Below are 17,490 nucleotides of genomic sequence, written 5' to 3'. Positions count from 1 at the left end.
GTGCGTCAATCCTTCATCTCATGCGCCCACGGCGGGTTTGCACCTGCACGCGAGACGGTCACAGCAGCAGCCCGGACCCCGAGCGCGACGGCGGAATGGATCTGATCTTCGGTCAGTTCGGCAAGCGCGTCCTTGTCGAGAAGGCCCTGATTGTGAAGGCTGGCAAGAATGCCGGCATTGACTGTGTCGCCCGCGCCAACGGTGTCGATCACATCCACCTTCACACCGGGCACGCGCACAGTTGCCTTGGCCGTATAGGCGTCGGCGCCATGTGCCCCCTTGGTGATGACCACCAGTTTCGGCCCAAGTTTCAGCCATTCGGCGGCGATTTCGTTGTGGCTGCCCTTTTCGCCAAACCAGGCAAGGTCTTCGTCTGAAAGTTTCACGATATCGGCGAGCGCGATCATGCGCTTCATGCGCGCCAGATGTTTTTCGCGGTCGGTGATGAAGCTTGCACGGATATTCGGGTCGAGAAACATGACCCGCCTTGGTGCCTCGCGGGTCATCAGCGCTTCATAGACGCTGCCGCACGGTTCAGAAATCAGGCTGATACAGCCGAACAGCATGGCATCGATGGCGTCATCGACATAGGGCATGTCACTCTCGGCCAGCATGCGGCCTGCGGTATTTTCATCGTAGAAGGCGTAACGTGCCTGTCCGTCGACCAGACGCACAAAAGCCAGTGTCGTTGGCCGATCCGAGATTGCGGCAAAGGAATAATCGACATTGGATCGCGCCAGATTATCGCGCAGCACTTCCCCAAAAAAATCAGATGAAATACCGGAAAAGAAACCGGTCGGAACATCGAGACGTCCAAGCGCGATGGCCGTGTTGAAGACGGAACCGCCCGCGAAAGGCTGGAACGCAGTTTCGCCCGCTGCGGTTTCGCGTGGCAGCATGTCGATCAGGGATTCACCGCAGCAAAGGATCATGAAGGCACAACTCAGTTGTTAAATCGATTGAAGCAGACATAAGCACAAAAGCGCGGAGAATTTCAATCTCCGCGCTTTGTATGAATGTTAGACGTGCTGGCCGCCATTGATGTGAATTTCCGACCCCGTCACGTAGGATGAAGCTTCGGAGCAGAGGAAGTAAATGGTTTCCGCCACTTCCGATGTCTTGCCGAGGCGGCGCATGGGAAGCTGCTCCACCAGCTTGTCGGTCCCCGGTGAAAGGATCGCTGTATCGATTTCGCCCGGCGCAATGGCATTGACGCGGATGCCATAAGGCCCGAAGTCAGACGCCATCTCACGGGTCAGCGCGGCAAGTGCGGCCTTCGAGGTTGCATAGGCAGTTCCGGCGAAAGGATGCACACGGCTACCGGCGATGGAAGTCACGTTGACGACCGAGCCTTGGGCGGCTTCCAGCTCCTTGAACAGGCCACGAGCCAGCATGATCGGCGCCATGAAGTTGACCTGGAACACGTCCCGCCAGACCGCCATCGGGGTTTCGATGGAGTTCATGCGTCGTCCGCCCTCAGCCTTCGGCGAAATGCCTGCATTGTTGACCAATGCATGTAGTTTGCTGCCGTTGGCTTCGAGACGGCGGCGGATTTCGGCGATTGCCTTGCCGACATCTTCCTGATCGGCCAGATCGACCTTGATGTGATCTTCCGGACCGGCTGGCCACGGGCAATTGTCGGAAAAATCCTGTCGTGAGCAGGTGATGACACGCCACCCGGCACGCGAAAAACGTTTCACTGTCGCGTGGCCGATGCCACGGCTGGCCCCGGTCAGGACCAGAGTTTTACGCTCGGTATCCGTCTTGGGAGTATCGGAATCGGAAACGTTTGTTTGGGTGACTTGGGACATGGAAACCTCGCTCTCCAATCTTGAATAGACCAAGCCGCTCAAGATTTCGAGGGGAATTAGTACGTTCGCATTGAAGCTGCTTCACTTGATCGCGCGTAACGGCCGCCTGTGGTGACGGCCTCCGCTGCTGCTACTGCGAATTACCCATGATGATGTCGAGCAATGTCGTGGATTTTCCCGACTGCTGCCCACCGCCCACATCGCCGGGAGGGACCGGGCGATAGCTATCATTGGCATTGGCCGGGTATGTCGCCGCGCCGGGCTGTTCGGCGAGCGGGCGTCCCGTTTCACTCGATTGCTGGATGCCGTTGCGGGCCGTGGAATCCGGCGCAGGCGGCCAATAGCCGTCATCGCCATTGCCCGCCATTGGCTGATTGCCATAGGGGTCCTGTGGCATCATGCCGGGATCGTAAGGCGCATTCGGATCGATGCCGTCGCTGCCGCCGGGGACAACGTTCTGAATGTCGTAATGGCCGGGAAGCTCGGCGATGGGCACGCCCTTGTGTGCTTCTTTCATGAAGCTTTTCCAGGCAGCAACCGGCAAGGTCGAGCCGAATACGCGCTTCATGCCCTTGCCGTCATCATTGCCGAACCAAACGCCGGTTGTAAGATTGGCTGTATAGCCGACAAACCATGCATCACGGAAATTCTGGCTGGTGCCGGTCTTGCCTGCGGCGGGCCAGCCGAAGGCAGCGCGCTTTGCCGTCCCGTCTTCCACCGTACGCCGCAGCATTGCATTCATCATGCCGACATTGCGCTCGTCAATCACGCGTGGGCCGACGCCGTCTTCCTTCTGGTAAAGAACCTTGCCGTCAGAATCCGTCACCTTCGTAATGAAATAGACCGGCGCGCGATAACCGCCATTGGCAAACGGCACATAGGCGTCGGCCAGTTCCAGCAATGTCACTTCCGACGTGCCAAGCGCCAGCGAGGCATTCGCTTCGAGCTTCGACTGAACACCGAGCCGATGCGCGGTGTCTATGACGGTCTGCGGGCCGACTTCCATCACGAGCTGTGCGGCAACGGAGTTCAGCGAGTGAGAAAGGGCAGTGGCGAGCGTCACCTGTCCCATATATTTTCCGTTATCATTGCTCGGCGTCCATTTGCCGATGCGGACGGGAGCGTCATTGCGCACCGAGTCCGGTGTCCTGCCCTGTTCAAGCGCCGTCAGATAGACAAAAGGCTTGAAGGAGGATGCAGGCTGACGGCGCGCATCGGTGACCCGGTCAAACTGGCTTGTGGCATAATCAACGCCACCGACCATGGCACGAACCGCGCCCGTGCTGTCGATGGAAACGAGCGCGCCCTGGCTGGCGTTCATCTTTTTGCCGTTCTGGGAAATCTGGTCCTTGATCGCCTCTTCGCCAGCGCGCTGCAGGTTGAGGTCGATGGTGGTCTGGACCGTGATGTCTTCCTTCGCCTCACCGATCAGTTCGGGCAGTTCCGCCACAACCTTGTCGGCGACATAGTTTTCCGAACCCTGCCAATAGGATGGCGCGCGTGTCATCGGTTCGCTTTCGGCGATGGCCATCTGGCTGTCGTCGATCATGCCTTCCTGACGCATGGCGCCCAGAACCAGCTTGGCACGTGCTGCTGCGGCTTCCGGATCGCGGGCAGGCGACAGGCGCGACGGCGCCTTCAGAAGACCGGCGAGGGTTGCGGCTTCCATCAGGTTCACGTCCTTGGCCGACTTGTTGAAATAGCGCCGCGAGGCTGCATCGACGCCGAAAGCGCCGGATCCGAGATAGACCCGGTTCAAGTACATCTCCAGAATCTGGTCTTTGGTATATTTGTGCTCGAGCCACAGCGCGAGCATGACTTCCTGTACCTTGCGCTCCAGTGTGCGGTCGGGAGAAAGAAACAGGTTCTTGGCAAGCTGCTGGGTGAGCGTGGAACCGCCCTGAACGGCGCGGCCCGAAACGACATTGGTGACAACCGCACGGGCAAGGCCTATGGGATCGATGCCGAAATGCGAATAGAAGCGGCGGTCTTCAATGGCGATGACGGCCTTCGGGATAAAGGGCGACATTTCATGCAGGCCGACAGCCTCGCCGCCGGTCGTGCCGCGATTGGCGATCAGGTTACCGTTAACATCAACGATGCGAACATTTGGCGGACGATCCGGGATAGTCCAGTCGGTCGTGGGAGGCATCTTGGCGGCAAAATAGACCAGCACGCCCGCAAAGGCGATGCCGCCCCATAATCCCAGCACGAGGCACCAATAGATTGAGCGGCGCAGAAAGCCGAAAAAGCCGCGCGGCTTATTCTTGCCGCGTCGCGAGGAGCGCGGTTCCGGTTCGTCGGATTGTCTGCGCCGGCGCTGCTGCGTGCGAGCCATGCGGTCCTCCTCGTCGACGCGAAAAACCTCGTCATCTTTTTTCTCTTCGCCACCGAAGGAAGGTTCGATGCGTCGGTTTCTGTCGTCACGCGATGCCATGTCAGCCTGGATCCGCCCACCCGTTTGCCAGTCTGATCGTGATGCAGACCGGTCATTTTGAATAATATTTGCGTGCTTTACGGGATTTTGCGCCGCAAAAGCAAATAAGGGCCTAATCCGGTGCAGGGTAAATGCGGCAGTTTAAAGGGACGTAAATCATCCATGCACAAAAAAGGCTCCACCGAAGTAGAGCCTTTTCTCAAATTTGGGCTGTGCATCGTTTAAAGTGTGTCGCATTTTATCGTACTTGTACGACACGCTTTAAGCTTTTGTTTTCATGCATGTCTTTATCCCATCGTAGCGGAAGCAGAAATCAGTCCCGTGAACTGATTTCTCCGCGAAGACGGTTCCCACTTTCGGGAGACATGCATTAGAACTTGTATGCGACGCCGAGGCGGATATCGTTGGTTTTGAACGATCCGCGCGTGTTGATGTCGCCAAGATCAAAATCCTTTTTGCCGAAATCGGTATAACGATATTCGAGGCGAAGCAGGATATTGTCGGTTGCGGCATAGTCGATACCCGCGCCGGCAGTCCAGCCAGTCAGGACCTTGTCATTGCTGAAGCTGCTGCCGCCGATGTTAAGCGAATTCTTGACGCCGCCGAAAGCCACGCCGCCTGCGATGTAAGGCATGAAACGGTCTACAGCATAGCCGGCACGTGCGCGAACGGCCCCAGACCACTGCAGTTTCGTTTCAGCTGAGCTCTGAACGGCGTTATTGCTCGTGATGAAGTCACGCGATTTCTTCAGGTCATTATAGTCGAAGTTGCCTTCGACGCCGAGAATGACATTGCTGCCTGTATCGAAATTGTAACCGGCATAGACGCCGCCAATGAAGCCGTTGGACTTCAGTTCGGTCGAACCACCATTCGTCTTGTTTTCGAGCTTGGAACGGCCCCAGCCCCAGCCAGCCTCGCCACCGATATATGCGCCACCCCAAGAGAAGGCAGGGGCTATCGCGATCGGAGCAGGTTCCTGGGAAACAATAGCGTCGGCTGCGTAGGCGGTGCTGCTTGTCGCAATCGCAATCAGGGAAGCACCAAGTATAATTCTTATCTTCATAGAAAACTCCTATAAAATAATTCCATTATGGGGGATGTTATAATGTTGTTTGATGTTTTTGTATGTATCAAATTTGCAACAATTGAATATAATGTATTCTATTCTAGAAATTGCTAATATTAATTCCATTATACATTAATATTAATTAAGTAACTAAATATTGGATATAGATTTTATTTGTATGAAGCAGAGAATGAACGGCAAGATTTTGGATGCCGCTTGCATGAAAAAAAGGCCCCGCGATGCGGGGCCTTTTTTGATGTGAGTTCAATAAAAATTAGAACTTGTATGCGACGCCGAGGCGGACTTCGTTGGTCTTGAAGTCCTGATTGACATTCAGGCCACCGAAGTCGATGTCCTTGTCGCCGTAATCGGTGTAGCGATATTCAAGACGAACGATCAGGTTGTCGGTTGCTGCGTAGTCGACACCGGCGCCTGCGGTCCAGCCCGTAAGCGTCTTGCTTTCGGAGAAGCTGCCGACACCATCAATGCTGCCGCTGTTCTTGATGTTGCCGAAGGCCACACCACCAGCAAGATAAGGCATGAAGCGATCAACCGCATAGCCGACGCGGGCACGAACGGCACCGGACCAGCGAAGCTTGGTTTCGAAGTCGCCGACTGCGAGGTCACCATTATAAATGTCGATATCCTTGGAGACATCGTTATAAGTCACGTCACCATCGATACCGAGCACGATGCTGTTACCGAGATCGAAGTTATAACCGGCATAGATACCGCCGAGAAAACCATCCGGCTTGACGTTGCCAAAGCTATAGATATCGCCATCGAAGTTCGACTTGCCCCAGCCGTAGCCGATTTGGCCGCCGATATAGGCACCGTTCCAGGTAAAGGACGGAGCAACCACAACCGGAGCTGGCTCCTGTTCAATAACGGCGTCAGCAGCCTTCGCGCCTGTAGCGGCCACGAGGGCGACAGTCGATGCAAGAAGAAGGGCCTTGAGCTTCATGATAAACCTCCTGAAGGAAAGTCTCAGAACCAATATTTGTCCCTAATATAAGCGATTGCTGTCAAAAGTCTGTAGCAAACCGGACACAGCAAGGGGAATGTCGCCTGGATAGTACACGTTCCCGTGAATGCTCTGCGAGGAGTCTTGGTGTCGATCGCGCGCAATATGGCGCAGGCTTGTTCAAGTTCTTCGGGATGTAATTCCGATGCTGATCGCGTTATAGAAATCGCTCGAACTTCCGGGGGAGCCGCAATGCATGACACGAAGGGCGTAAATGGGCGGGTCGACTGGGTCGATATTGCCAAGGGTATCTGCATCATCTTCGTTGTTATGATGCATTCGACGCTCGGCGTGGAAAAAGCAGCCGGTGCGCAAGGCTGGATGCACTATGTGGTCGCCTTCGCGAAACCTTTTCGCATGCCGGATTTCTTCATGATATCAGGCCTCTTTCTCAGTCTCGTTATTGATCGGCCATGGCGACGCTATCTTGATCGCAAGGTCGTGCACTTTCTCTATTTCTATATTTTGTGGCTGACAATCCAGTTCGCCTTCAAGGCACCGGGCATTGCCAGCGAGGGCGGAGTTTCAGGTGTGGTAAACGCCTATCTGATGGCCTTCATCGAGCCGTTCGGAACGCTCTGGTTCATTTATATCTTGCCCGTTTTCTTCATCGTGACGCGGCTTTTGAAGCGTGTGCCGATGGGCGTAGCCTTTACGGTGCTGGCATTTCTGGAAATCCTGCCGGTGCATACAGGCTGGGTCATGGTGGACGAGTTCTGCTCGCGTTTCGTCTATTTCTATGCGGGCTATGCCTTTGCTCCCGCCATTTTCCGGTCCGCAGACTGGCTGCGTCAGCGCCCGCTTGTCGGTATTGTCGGACTGCTCATCTGGGGCCTCGTTGAATATAAGCTCGTCTTTATGCCGGTGCCTGAAAGCCTGGCTGCGTTGATACCGCCCGCAAACGACCTTCTGAACGGGCGCGGGGCCGTCAGCGATCTGCCGGTTGTTTCACTTCTGCTTGGATTGGTGGGCGCGTTGGCGATTATTTCCGTCTCGTCGCTCCTCAGCCTGCTCCCGGTCGGAAACTGGCTGCATCGCGGTTTGAGCTGGCTCGGCGCGCATTCGATTGTCGTTTATCTGGCGTTCTTCCTGCCGATGGCCATTGCCCGCACGGTGCTCTTGAAACTCGGCATCGGCGATATCGGCACCGTCTCGCTCCTGACGACTGCAAGTGGCGTGATTGGCCCTGTCATTCTTTATGGCCTTATCCAGTGGAGCGGTTACGGACAGTTTCTGTTCCGTCGTCCTGGCTGGGCTTATATCGATCAGGTGCCACAAAAGAAAACGGCGGCTACTGCCGCCGTCTAATCTCAGGTCATTATATCATCGTTCAACTATGCGCGAAGATATCGTCCTCCGGCCAACCCATAAGGTCGAGCTCCGAGCGCGTCGGCAGGAATTTGAAGCAGGCTTCAGCCTGTTTCGTGCGGCCATCGCGCTCAAGACGCTGTTCCAGAACAGCCTTCAGGCGATGCAGATAAAGAACGTCCGAGGCGGCGTATTCGAGCTGTGCCTGCGACAGCACTTCGGCCGCCCAGTCCGAAGACTGCTGCTGTTTGGAGATCGAAACCTCCAGAAGCTCACTGCACAATTCCTTCAGACCGTGACGGTCCGTATAGGTGCGGGTGAGCTTCGATGCGATCTTGGTGCAGAACACAGGCTGCGGCATGGTGCCGAAAGCATGCGCCAGCACCGCCAGATCGAACCTGCCGAAATGGAAGATCTTGGTGATCGAGCGATCCTTCAGAAGCTTGACCAGATTGGGCGCCTTCTTCTGACCTGCTTCAATCTGGATCACGTCCGCCGTGCCGTCACCGGGCGAAATCTGCACCACGCAAAGCCGGTCACGATGCGGATTCAGGCCCAGCGTTTCTGTGTCGATGGCGACTGCGTCCACCTGATAATGGTCGAGGTTTGGCAGATCGTTTTTATGAAAACGGATGGTCATTCAGTTGTCCTTGTTTCGCGGCAGTTGCCGCCATAATGCGAGCCCTACTTGGCGGCGATAGCCGCCATAATACGTGCCCATGAGCGTTGTCCCTTATGGAAGGAGTTCAGCTCGTATTTCTCATTGGGCGAATGGATGCGGTCATCTTCGAGGCCAAAGCCCACGAGCAGTGATTCCATGCCGAGGAACTTGTCGAAGTCGCCGACAATCGGGATAGAGCCGCCCATGGCGATCAGCACGGCTGGCTTCGGCCATTCGTCGGAAAGCGCATCCTTGGCCTTGGAAACAAGCGGGGAATCATAGGGCAGCTGGATGGCTGGCGAACCACCATGCGGATGAAATTCGACTGAGCAATCGGCGGGAACACGCTCTTTCACAAAGGCGCGGAAGGCTTCGCGAATCTTGGCCGGGTCCTGCTTGTGCACGAGGCGGAACGAAACCTTGGCGGAAGCTTCCGCTGCAATAACGGTCTTGAAGCCTTCGCCGGTATAGCCGCCGATAATGCCGTTTACTTCTGCGGTCGGGCGTGCCCAGGTCAGTTCCAGTACGCTGCGGCCCTTCTCGCCGGACGGGATGGAAAGGCCAATGGGGCCAAGGAAGTTTTCCGCTGTACGACCCAGACTCTCCCAGGATTTCAGAATCTGGGTCGGGGTTTCCTCCACGCCGTCATAGAAGTCTGGTACGGTGATGCGTCCGGTTTCGTCGTGCAGGTCGGCAAGAATTTTGGTCAGGATATGGATAGGGTTCGCCGCAGCGCCGCCGAAGAAGCCGGAATGCAGATCGCGGTCGGCTGCCTTGATGACAATCTCCTCGCCGACGAGTCCGCGCAGGCCGACACTGATGGCCGGCGTTTCCGTGTCCCACATGGATGTATCGCAGACGAGCGCCACATCAGCCTTCAGCTCTTGCTTGTTGGCGTCGAGGAAAGGCTTCAACGATGGCGAACCGGATTCTTCCTCACCTTCGAACAGGAGCGTTACCTTGACCGGCAGATTGCCGTTGATCGCCTTATAGGCGCGGCAAGCTTCCACAAAGGTCATGAGCTGGCCCTTGTCGTCGGAGGTGCCGCGACCGGTCAGAATCCTGCGGCCATTGCCAAGGTCCTTGATGGCCGGATCGAAGGGATCGTTTTCCCAAAGGTTCAGCGGATCGACGGGCTGCACGTCGTAATGACCGTAGAACAGCACATGCGGCGCATCAGCTGTTGCACCTTCGTGATGGGCAACCACCATCGGGTGGCCGGGTGTGTCGCGCACGCTGGCATCGAAACCGATCGACTTCAGATCTTCTACCAGCCATTCAGCGGCTTTGCGGCAATCGGCCTTGTAGGCCGGATCGGTGGAAATCGATTTGATCCGCAGGAGATCGAACAGGCGGTCGAGGCTCTTGTCGAGATTGGCGTCGAGATGGTCGAGAACTTTGTCGAGCGATGGCGTGGACATGGATGCTTCCTGACGAGTCGTAAAACTGGCGGCACAGTACAACCAGCTTTCCGAAGTTAAAACCCTCATTGAGCCCAAGTTAAAGCGGATTTCAGGGAGCAAGGTCTTCCCGCCTGCCGAGTGCCAGAAGAAAGACGAGAAGTGCGAAGATTGCAGGTTCACGCCAGACGAGCGGCGCAAAGGCCGACCAGAACGTTTCCGCAAAAGCGAGGAGCGCAGCGCCAGCCGCCGAGGCGAGTGGCGAGAAATAGCCTCCGACCGCGCCGATCATCAGGATTTTAAGGCCAAGCAGCAACCCGTCGCCGGAATTCATCGTACCGTAATAGGCGGTCATCAAGATTCCAGCGAGCGCAGCAAGCAGCACGCCGCCGAGATAGGCGATGAGAAGAACCCTCTGTGTGTCGACACCGCAAAGCGCGGCCGCAAAAGCATCGTCTCGCACAGCGCGCCAGTTGCGTCCATGCCGGGTGTGCTGGAGAATGAAACCGCCTGCAAGAACCATGGCTGTCATGAGGGCTGTATTGAGAAGCTGCATGGTCGTGAGGCTGACGGTAGCGTTGCCATTCTGCCAGAAAACGACGGTCTGTTGCAGAAGTGGCGGCAGCCAAAGGCTACGCGAGGCAGCGGCAAGGCGAACGCTTTCCATGAGCACTATGGCAATGCCGAGTGCTGCCACCATGGCCATGTTAGGCGCTATATGCCGTAGAGGGCGCAGCACGAAATGATGTACGGCGATGCCAGCTGAAAGCGTGTAGAACGAGGCTCCTGCAATGCCGACAGCAAGGGCTGCCGGGAAAACGAGCCAGAGCCGGTCCCAACCAAAGCCGGTAAAAAGGATGAGAAGCTGGCCGGAAAAGGCGACGAACGCGCCATAGCTGATGTCGGCACGCCGGATTACAGCGAAGCTCACCGCATAGCCGAAGGCAAGCAGGCCATAGAGCGCGGCCAGCGGAACGGCATTGGCGATTTGCTGGAGAATATAAGCCATCGGGCGTTCTCCGACCTTTGCCGATAATTATAACTGCCAAAATGCATTTTACCAGTTATAATAAGCCATGAGCTTTTCATGGACATTGCATCGGTTTTCCGGCGGTGCGCTGGCGCTTGATGTTGCTAACAGCGTGATCCTGCGTGACGAACCGGAACGCAGCGTAGATCGCTTTGCCATACCGGAACAGCTTGCGGCCTTTACCGAGGCTGCGGGAAGATTTTGTGCAGAGAAGGATTTGGGCTGGCCGCTCTTGCCGGTTCAGCCCGAAAGCCGCGCACGTTTTCTGGCGTTGCGCGAAGCAACTGATCGTTATTTTCGTACCTTTGTTCTGGGGGAAGGCGATAACGATCTTCTCGCGGATTTTCTGGAACGTGTGGCGGATGTGTTTCGCCATACCTCCTCATCGCAGGCTCTGGAAACCGCGACAGCGCGATCCGCACTTCGGCTTATGGGCGATTGTCAGGCGGGAACGGATGGTGGCCGCCTCAAAATATGCGGCAATTGCGGCTGGCTTTTCATGGACCGCAGCCGCAATCGCAGCCGTGTTTGGTGCGATATGCGCGTCTGCGGCAATCGTGCCAAGGCAAGCCGTCATTATTACCGCCATAGGGAGGTGGAAGCATGAGGCCTCTTACCGCATCTGTGCTGGTTTTGGCCCTTAGCTTTTCCGCCACTGGTTGCCAGCGCGAAAAGACGGACGGACCTTTCGAGGTTTCGGGGAGACTGGTGGTTTTTAATTATCGCATCGCACGCGCCAGCTTTCTGGTCACGCTGCGCAAGATCGCGCCGGTTGAGACGGGTGCGACGGTGACGGCCTTCTTCGACAACCCGCAAGGCGGCAAGCCTGTAGAAGTGGTGCGCAAGACGTTTCCGAAGCTCGATACTGTCGCGCTGGAAACGGATGCCCTGCACTGTATCGTCAAGGACAGGCCCTATAATGTGGCGATCCGTATTGTGTCGCTCGATGGAAAGCTGCTGCAAAGCCTGACGACGAGTGTTCGTTCCAGCGAAGACCAATCTGTCCTTCCTGCCGAACCGCTGGTGGTGGGGCCGTTCTATGATCCCAACCCCAAGGTTTTTCATCCTGACGGTAGCACGAATTTCTCACCGGAAAAGGGCTGCCCAACGGCGTCCGGGGGATGAAACCGGGAGTGTAAAAAAGATTTGGCCGTTACGGTGAGGGGGTTACCGTAACGGCCATATCACTACACTCAAAGCGGCAGCCCGGAGAGGGGAATGAGGCTGCCGCTAACATCCGGCATCCAACGGGGGACGGGTCAGAAAACCGGCGACCGACGAACTGTCGATGACCAGGATTTGGCCTTTCAACTGTGGCTATTCAAGGGCACGGAAGATTACAAATCTGTAACAAACGTGTTATCGCGGCGTGATGGGTTCTCTTTCACGTGGACGGTTGTTTCTCCTGACACGGGAGCGGTTTCCTTTATGGTTGCTTTCCTCTAATTCTACCTTATGAAAAAAGGCGATCATCTCTTTCTCGTTGACGGCTCGGGCTATATTTTCCGCGCCTATCATGCCCTGCCACCGCTGACCCGCAAGACGGATGGTCTGCCGGTTGGTGCCGTCTCGGGCTTCTGCAACATGCTGTGGAAGCTCCTGAAGGATGCTCGCAATACGGATGTCGGCGTGGTGCCGACCCATTTCGCGGTTATTTTCGACTATTCGTCGAAGACGTTCCGCAACGAAATCTATCCTGAATACAAGGCCAATCGCACCGCGCCGCCGGAAGATCTCATTCCGCAGTTCGGCCTCATCCGTCAGGCAACGCGCGCGTTCAATCTGCCTTGCATCGAGAAGGAGGGTTTCGAGGCCGACGATCTGATCGCGACCTATGCCCGTGTCGCCGAACAGGCAGGTGGTGACGTCACCATCGTTTCGTCCGACAAGGATCTCATGCAGCTCGTGACGCCAAGCGTGTCGATGTATGACAGCATGAAAGACAAGCAGATTTCGATCCCGGAAGTGATCGAGAAATGGGGCGTTCCGCCGGAAAAAATGATCGACCTGCAATCGCTGACCGGCGACAGCACCGACAATGTTCCCGGCATCCCCGGCATCGGTCCCAAGACGGCGGCGCAGTTGCTGGAAGAGTTCGGTGATCTCGACACGCTTCTGGCCCGCGCTTCCGAAATCAAGCAGAACAAGCGTCGCGAAAATATTCTGGCCTTTGCCGACCAGACGAAGATTTCGCGCGAGCTGGTTACGCTCAAGACCGATGTTCCGCTGGATGTCGATCTCGACGGTCTGGTGCTTGAGCCGCAGAACGGCCCGAAGCTGATTGGCTTCCTGAAGGCAATGGAGTTCACTTCACTCACTCGCCGGGTGGCCGAGGCAACTGACACTGACGCTTCTGCCGTCGAACCATGCCATGTGGAGACCGACTGGGGCGCGGATGCGCACGGTCCCGATGTCGATGTTCCCGCCAAGGCTGATAATACGGCGACGCAACCAGTCTCGACATCGACCGTCACGGCCTCGGATCAGGGCTATACGCCGAAGGCGCTCGCAGAAAAGCGGGCGGCGGAAGCAACCGCGCAGACCATCGATACGAGTGCGTATACCTGCATTCGCGACATAGCCACACTGAAACTGTGGCTCGCAGAGGCGGTTGAAATCGGGGTTCTGGCCTTCGATACGGAAACGACGTCGCTCGATCCGATGCAGGCGGAACTGGTCGGCTTTTCGCTGGCACTGGCGCCGGGCAAGGCGGCTTACATCCCGCTTCAGCACAAATCCGGCACAGGTGATCTTCTCGGTGGCGGTATGGTCGAGGGACAAATTCCGCTGGATGAAGCGCTTGCCGCTTTGAAGGCTGTGCTTGAGGACGCTTCCGTTCTCAAGATCGCGCAGAACATGAAATATGACTGGCTGGTCATGCGCCGCCATGGGATCAATGCGGTGTCGTTCGATGATACGATGCTGATTTCCTATGTGCTGGACGCGGGGACGGGCAGCCATGGCATGGACCCGTTGTCCGAGCGCTGGCTCGGCCATACGCCAATTCCCTACAAGGATGTGGCGGGAAGCGGCAAAAGCGCCGTCAGCTTCGACATGGTCGATCTCGATCGTGCTACGGCTTATGCAGGGGAAGACGCCGATGTGACACTGCGTCTGTGGCAGGTGCTGAAGCCGCGCCTGGCAGCCGAGGGTCTCATGTCGGTCTATGAACGTCTGGAACGTCCGCTGGTCGATGTGCTGGCGCGCATGGAAGAACGCGGCATTGCCGTTGACCGACAGGTATTGTCGCGCCTTTCCGGCGATCTGGCGCAGGCTGCTGCAGCCTACGAAGACGAGATTTACGAACTGGCAGGTGAGAAGTTCACCATCGGTTCGCCCAAGCAGCTTGGCGACATTCTTTTCGGCAAGATGGGCCTTCCGGGCGCGTCGAAAACCAAGACCGGCCAATGGTCGACCTCTGCACAAGTGCTGGAAGACCTCGCTGCTGAAGGCCATCCGCTGCCGCGCAAGATCGTCGATTGGCGACAGCTTACCAAGCTCAAATCCACCTATACGGATGCTCTGCCGGGGTTCATTAACCCGGAGACCAAGCGCGTTCATACGTCCTATGCCATGGCGTCCACCTCGACCGGACGTCTCTCGTCATCCGATCCGAACCTGCAAAATATTCCGGTTCGCACAGCCGAAGGCCGCAAGATCAGGACAGCCTTCATCGCCGAACCCGGCAACAAGCTGGTTTCTGCCGATTACAGCCAGATCGAACTGCGTGTCCTGGCGCATGTGGCCGATATCGCGCAATTGAAACAGGCATTTGCCGACGGCATAGACATTCACGCCATGACGGCATCCGAAATGTTCAGCGTGCCGGTCGAAGGCATGCCGTCGGAAGTGCGCCGACGCGCCAAGGCGATCAATTTCGGTATCATCTACGGCATTTCCGCATTCGGTCTGGCGAACCAGTTGTCGATTCCGCGCGAAGAGGCAGGTCAATATATTCGGACCTATTTCGAGCGCTTTCCCGGCATCAAGGACTACATGGAGGCGACCAAGGCTTTCGCGCGCGAGCATGGTTATGTCGAAACGATTTTCGGCCGCCGTGCGCATTATCCCGATATCAGGGCATCCAACCCGCAGGTCCGCGCTTTCAACGAGCGCGCTGCCATCAATGCGCCGATACAGGGTTCTGCGGCCGACATTATCCGCCGCGCCATGATCCGTATGGAAGATGCACTGGCTGAGCAAAACCTTGCCGCGCGCATGTTGTTGCAAGTGCACGACGAACTGATCTTCGAAGTGCCTGATAATGAAGTCGAAAAGACCATTCCAGTCGTTCGTCACATTATGGAAAATGCGGCAATGCCTGCCGTCTCGCTTGCTGTGCCGCTGCATGTCGATGCGCGTGCAGCGCATAACTGGGATGAGGCACACTAGAGCGCATTCCGAAAAGTGTGAAACGGTTTTCGGGCCAAATGCGGGTCCAAAAGGGCCAGAGCGGCGGTACGATTCAATCGGATCGAATTGCGCTCTGAGGTTTGGCCGGTTGACCTGAGCGGCCCAACCCTATAGGGAAGCATCAATTCTGTTGCTTCGGTGGTCGTCAGGGGAGTCGTGGACAAGTGGGTTCACGACCAATGGGTATACGGCTTGAGAAGCTTTTTTCGTGAAAGTGGTTCATGTCTTTGCCCGAAACCATCGCTCCGGCTCTGTCCGGAGCATTAGCCGCTCGCGGTTATAATACACTCACCGCCGTTCAAAATGCCGTTCTGGCACCCGAAACGCTCGATGCCGATCTTCTCGTTTCCGCACAAACCGGATCGGGCAAGACAGTTGCTTTCGGCCTTGCCATGGCCAACACCCTCCTCGAAGACGAACTACGTTTCGGCGATGCCGGTGCGCCGCTTGCAATGATTATCGCGCCGACGCGCGAACTGGCGCTTCAGGTTCGTCGTGAACTGGAATGGCTCTATGCCGATACAGGTGCGCGCATCGCATCCTGCGTTGGCGGTATGGATATCCGCACCGAGCGTCGTGCGCTGGAACGTGGCGCCCACATCGTTGTCGGTACACCGGGACGTCTGCGCGACCATATCACCCGCGATGCTCTCGACATGTCGGAACTGCGTGCCGTCGTTCTCGATGAAGCTGACGAAATGCTCGACATGGGCTTTCGCGAGGACCTCGAATTCATCCTCGGCGAAGCGCCGGATGACCGCCGCACGCTGATGTTCTCGGCAACCGTGCCGAAGCCGATTGCCCAGCTTGCCAAGCGCTTCCAGAACGACGCGCTTCGTCTCACCGTCCAGAGCGAAACCAGCCAGCACGCCGACATCGACTATGTTGCCATGCCGGTGCCGCCGCATGAGCGCGACCACGCGATCATCAATACGCTGCTCTATTACGACAGCCAGAACTCGATCATTTTCTGCTCGACCCGCGAAGCGGTGAAGCATATGGCGAGCCGACTTTCCAATCGCGGTTTCGCTGTGGTTGCACTGTCCGGCGAATTGAGCCAGGCAGAACGCAACAACGCGCTTCAGGCAATGCGTGATGGACGCGCCCGTGTCTGCGTGGCAACCGACGTTGCCGCACGCGGTATCGATCTGCCCAATCTCGATCTCGTTATTCACGCCGATCTTCCGAACAATCCTGAAACGATGCTGCACCGTTCGGGTCGTACGGGTCGCGCAGGTCGCAAGGGCACCTGCGTGCTGGTCGTGCCGTTCTCACGTCGCCGCACTGCAGAGCGCCTTCTGCACATGGCAAAGCTCGATGCACAGACGGTTCCGGCACCAAGCATTGCTGCTGTTCAAGCAAAAACCAATGAGCGCATTTTGAATGCGGAAGTCTTCAATCAGCCGGTTGAAGAAGAGTATCAGGATCTCCTGAAGGCGCTGACCGAGCGTTATACGCCGGAACAGATCGCAAGCGCCTTCCTCAACCGCGAAGTTGCGTCCTACCCCGCAGCGGAAGAAGTCTCCGATGCTCCGGTGCATCCGGTTGGTGGCAAGAAGCCCCGGGATCGTTTTGAAAAAGGCGAGCGCTCTGATCGCGGCGACCGCTTCGAGCGCGGAGAGCGTCGTGAGCGTGGCGAACCGGGCGAACGTTTTGACCGTAATGCACATTTTGACGGCGTCTGGTTCTCGGTTTCTGCTGGTCGCAAGCATCGCGCCGATCCGAAGTGGCTGCTGCCGCTCATCTGCAAGGCGGGCGATGTTTCCAAGCGCGACGTTGGTTCGATCAAGATTTTCGATAATGAAACCCGCTTTGAAATCACGGCCTCGAAGGCTGATGAGTTCCGCCGTTCAGTCGAAGAACGCGGCACTGGTGAAAAGGGTCTTGTGATCCGCACTGCCGTTGCAGGTGCAGGCGGTGACGCTGCCCCGCGTGAAGGCAAGGGTGGCTTCAAGCCGCGCGGTGACAAGTTCAAGGAAGGTGGCTTCCGCGACGGCTACAAGAGCGATGGCTATAAAGGCGACCGCTCGAAGGGCGACAAGTGGGACAAGCCGCGTGATTTTTCCCGCGGAGACGACTTCAAGAAAGACGGCTTCAAGAAGGGCGGCAAAAAGCCCGAAGGCGGCGGTTACAGCAAGAAGCGTCGCGGCGAGTAATAATCAGAAACGAAAAAGCCCCGGATTTCCGGGGCTTTTTTACTGGGTGCGCCGAGCATGGCGCGTGGTGCGCAAGCATCGCTCGACCGGGATGGTATCCGTTCGATGACTTGGAGGTGAAAGTCCTCTACGGGCCCTGGTGATGGGAACCGTTAGCCGAACAGCAAGGGCGTTGTCGTAAGGC

13 protein-coding genes are annotated in these 17,490 nt (G+C 56.9%); 5 read left to right on the top strand and 8 right to left on the bottom strand.

Going from position 1 to position 17,490, the window contains the following annotated elements:
- Positions 1-5 precede the first annotated feature (5 nt).
- From HWX93_RS02285 to HWX93_RS02265, 5 genes are all read right to left on the bottom strand, one after another.
- Positions 6-932 carry a carbohydrate kinase family protein gene (locus HWX93_RS02285; RefSeq protein ID WP_176036374.1) on the bottom strand — a complete coding sequence of 309 codons (927 nt, stop codon included), beginning with the start codon at positions 930-932 and terminating at the stop codon, positions 6-8.
- A gap of 87 nt (positions 933-1,019) precedes the next feature.
- Positions 1,020-1,811 (bottom strand): SDR family NAD(P)-dependent oxidoreductase, encoded by a 792-nt coding sequence (locus tag HWX93_RS02280; RefSeq protein WP_109989242.1) that lies wholly within the window; start codon positions 1,809-1,811, stop codon positions 1,020-1,022.
- A gap of 130 nt (positions 1,812-1,941) precedes the next feature.
- Positions 1,942-4,248: a transglycosylase domain-containing protein gene (locus HWX93_RS02275; RefSeq protein WP_176036373.1), complete on the bottom strand. Its 2,307-nt coding sequence runs from the start codon at positions 4,246-4,248 to the stop codon at positions 1,942-1,944.
- Between the two features lie 370 nt (positions 4,249-4,618).
- The gene (locus HWX93_RS02270) at positions 4,619-5,311 is read right to left on the bottom strand and encodes an outer membrane protein (protein WP_109989244.1); all 693 of its coding nucleotides are present in this window, start codon (positions 5,309-5,311) and stop codon (positions 4,619-4,621) included.
- Between the two features lie 277 nt (positions 5,312-5,588).
- Entirely contained in the window at positions 5,589-6,278 is a 690-nt protein-coding gene (locus HWX93_RS02265; RefSeq protein ID WP_109989245.1) for an outer membrane protein, read from the bottom strand.
- 252 nt (positions 6,279-6,530) lie between these two features.
- On the opposite strand from HWX93_RS02265, the gene HWX93_RS02260 reads away from it, so the two are divergent.
- Positions 6,531-7,646 carry an acyltransferase family protein gene (locus tag HWX93_RS02260; RefSeq protein WP_176036372.1) on the top strand — a complete coding sequence of 372 codons (1,116 nt, stop codon included), beginning with the start codon at positions 6,531-6,533 and terminating at the stop codon, positions 7,644-7,646.
- A 22-nt stretch (positions 7,647-7,668) separates the two neighbouring features.
- Here the strand turns inward: HWX93_RS02260 and HWX93_RS02255 are convergent, their stop codons facing one another.
- The 3 genes from HWX93_RS02255 to HWX93_RS02245 all read right to left on the bottom strand — a co-directional run bounded on the left by HWX93_RS02255 (position 7,669) and on the right by HWX93_RS02245 (position 10,716).
- Positions 7,669-8,286 carry a ribonuclease D gene (locus HWX93_RS02255; RefSeq protein WP_109989247.1) on the bottom strand — a complete coding sequence of 206 codons (618 nt, stop codon included), beginning with the start codon at positions 8,284-8,286 and terminating at the stop codon, positions 7,669-7,671.
- Between the two features lie 44 nt (positions 8,287-8,330).
- Positions 8,331-9,728 carry a dipeptidase gene (locus tag HWX93_RS02250; RefSeq protein ID WP_176036371.1) on the bottom strand — a complete coding sequence of 466 codons (1,398 nt, stop codon included), beginning with the start codon at positions 9,726-9,728 and terminating at the stop codon, positions 8,331-8,333.
- 91 nt (positions 9,729-9,819) lie between these two features.
- A complete protein-coding gene (locus tag HWX93_RS02245; protein WP_176036370.1) occupies positions 9,820-10,716 on the bottom strand; it encodes a branched-chain amino acid ABC transporter permease in 897 nt (298 codons plus the stop codon).
- 67 nt (positions 10,717-10,783) lie between these two features.
- On the opposite strand from HWX93_RS02245, the gene HWX93_RS02240 reads away from it, so the two are divergent.
- The 4 genes from HWX93_RS02240 (at position 10,784) to HWX93_RS02225 (ending at position 17,306) form a co-directional block, all read left to right on the top strand.
- Positions 10,784-11,344, top strand: coding sequence for a CGNR zinc finger domain-containing protein (locus tag HWX93_RS02240; protein ID WP_176036369.1), 561 nt, complete (start codon positions 10,784-10,786; stop codon positions 11,342-11,344).
- Positions 11,341-11,862 (top strand): hypothetical protein, encoded by a 522-nt coding sequence (locus HWX93_RS02235; protein ID WP_176036368.1) that lies wholly within the window; start codon positions 11,341-11,343, stop codon positions 11,860-11,862. Before HWX93_RS02240 ends, HWX93_RS02235 begins: the two co-directional genes overlap by 4 nt.
- A 330-nt stretch (positions 11,863-12,192) precedes the next feature.
- Positions 12,193-15,129: a DNA polymerase I gene (gene polA, locus HWX93_RS02230; protein ID WP_176036367.1), complete on the top strand. Its 2,937-nt coding sequence runs from the start codon at positions 12,193-12,195 to the stop codon at positions 15,127-15,129.
- A gap of 242 nt (positions 15,130-15,371) precedes the next feature.
- Complete coding sequence (locus HWX93_RS02225) at positions 15,372-17,306, top strand: DEAD/DEAH box helicase (protein WP_176036366.1); 1,935 nt, start codon at positions 15,372-15,374, stop codon at positions 17,304-17,306.
- The last annotated feature ends 184 nt before the right edge of the window (positions 17,307-17,490 follow it).

The sequence above is a fragment of the Brucella tritici genome (genome assembly GCF_902825325.1).
GTDB lineage: Bacteria > Pseudomonadota > Alphaproteobacteria > Rhizobiales > Rhizobiaceae > Brucella.
The sequence above is the reverse complement of the archived record's forward strand: the minus strand, read 5'-3'. Positions and strand labels throughout refer to the sequence as shown.

Excerpts from the sequence above, each read along its gene's own strand:
- HWX93_RS02285 (WP_176036374.1), bottom strand. The coding sequence starts at position 932 with ATGATCCTTTGCTGCGGTGAATCCCTGATCGACATGCTGCCACGCGAA.
- HWX93_RS02280 (WP_109989242.1), bottom strand. The coding sequence starts at position 1,811 with ATGTCCCAAGTCACCCAAACAAACGTTTCCGATTCCGATACTCCCAAG.
- HWX93_RS02275 (WP_176036373.1), bottom strand. The coding sequence starts at position 4,248 with ATGGCATCGCGTGACGACAGAAACCGACGCATCGAACCTTCCTTCGGT.
- HWX93_RS02270 (WP_109989244.1), bottom strand. The coding sequence starts at position 5,311 with ATGAAGATAAGAATTATACTTGGTGCTTCCCTGATTGCGATTGCGACA.
- HWX93_RS02265 (WP_109989245.1), bottom strand. The coding sequence starts at position 6,278 with ATGAAGCTCAAGGCCCTTCTTCTTGCATCGACTGTCGCCCTCGTGGCC.
- HWX93_RS02260 (WP_176036372.1), top strand. The coding sequence starts at position 6,531 with ATGCATGACACGAAGGGCGTAAATGGGCGGGTCGACTGGGTCGATATT.
- HWX93_RS02255 (WP_109989247.1), bottom strand. The coding sequence starts at position 8,286 with ATGACCATCCGTTTTCATAAAAACGATCTGCCAAACCTCGACCATTAT.
- HWX93_RS02250 (WP_176036371.1), bottom strand. The coding sequence starts at position 9,728 with ATGTCCACGCCATCGCTCGACAAAGTTCTCGACCATCTCGACGCCAAT.
- HWX93_RS02245 (WP_176036370.1), bottom strand. The coding sequence starts at position 10,716 with ATGGCTTATATTCTCCAGCAAATCGCCAATGCCGTTCCGCTGGCCGCG.
- HWX93_RS02240 (WP_176036369.1), top strand. The coding sequence starts at position 10,784 with ATGAGCTTTTCATGGACATTGCATCGGTTTTCCGGCGGTGCGCTGGCG.
- HWX93_RS02235 (WP_176036368.1), top strand. The coding sequence starts at position 11,341 with ATGAGGCCTCTTACCGCATCTGTGCTGGTTTTGGCCCTTAGCTTTTCC.
- polA (WP_176036367.1), top strand. The coding sequence starts at position 12,193 with ATGAAAAAAGGCGATCATCTCTTTCTCGTTGACGGCTCGGGCTATATT.
- HWX93_RS02225 (WP_176036366.1), top strand. The coding sequence starts at position 15,372 with ATGTCTTTGCCCGAAACCATCGCTCCGGCTCTGTCCGGAGCATTAGCC.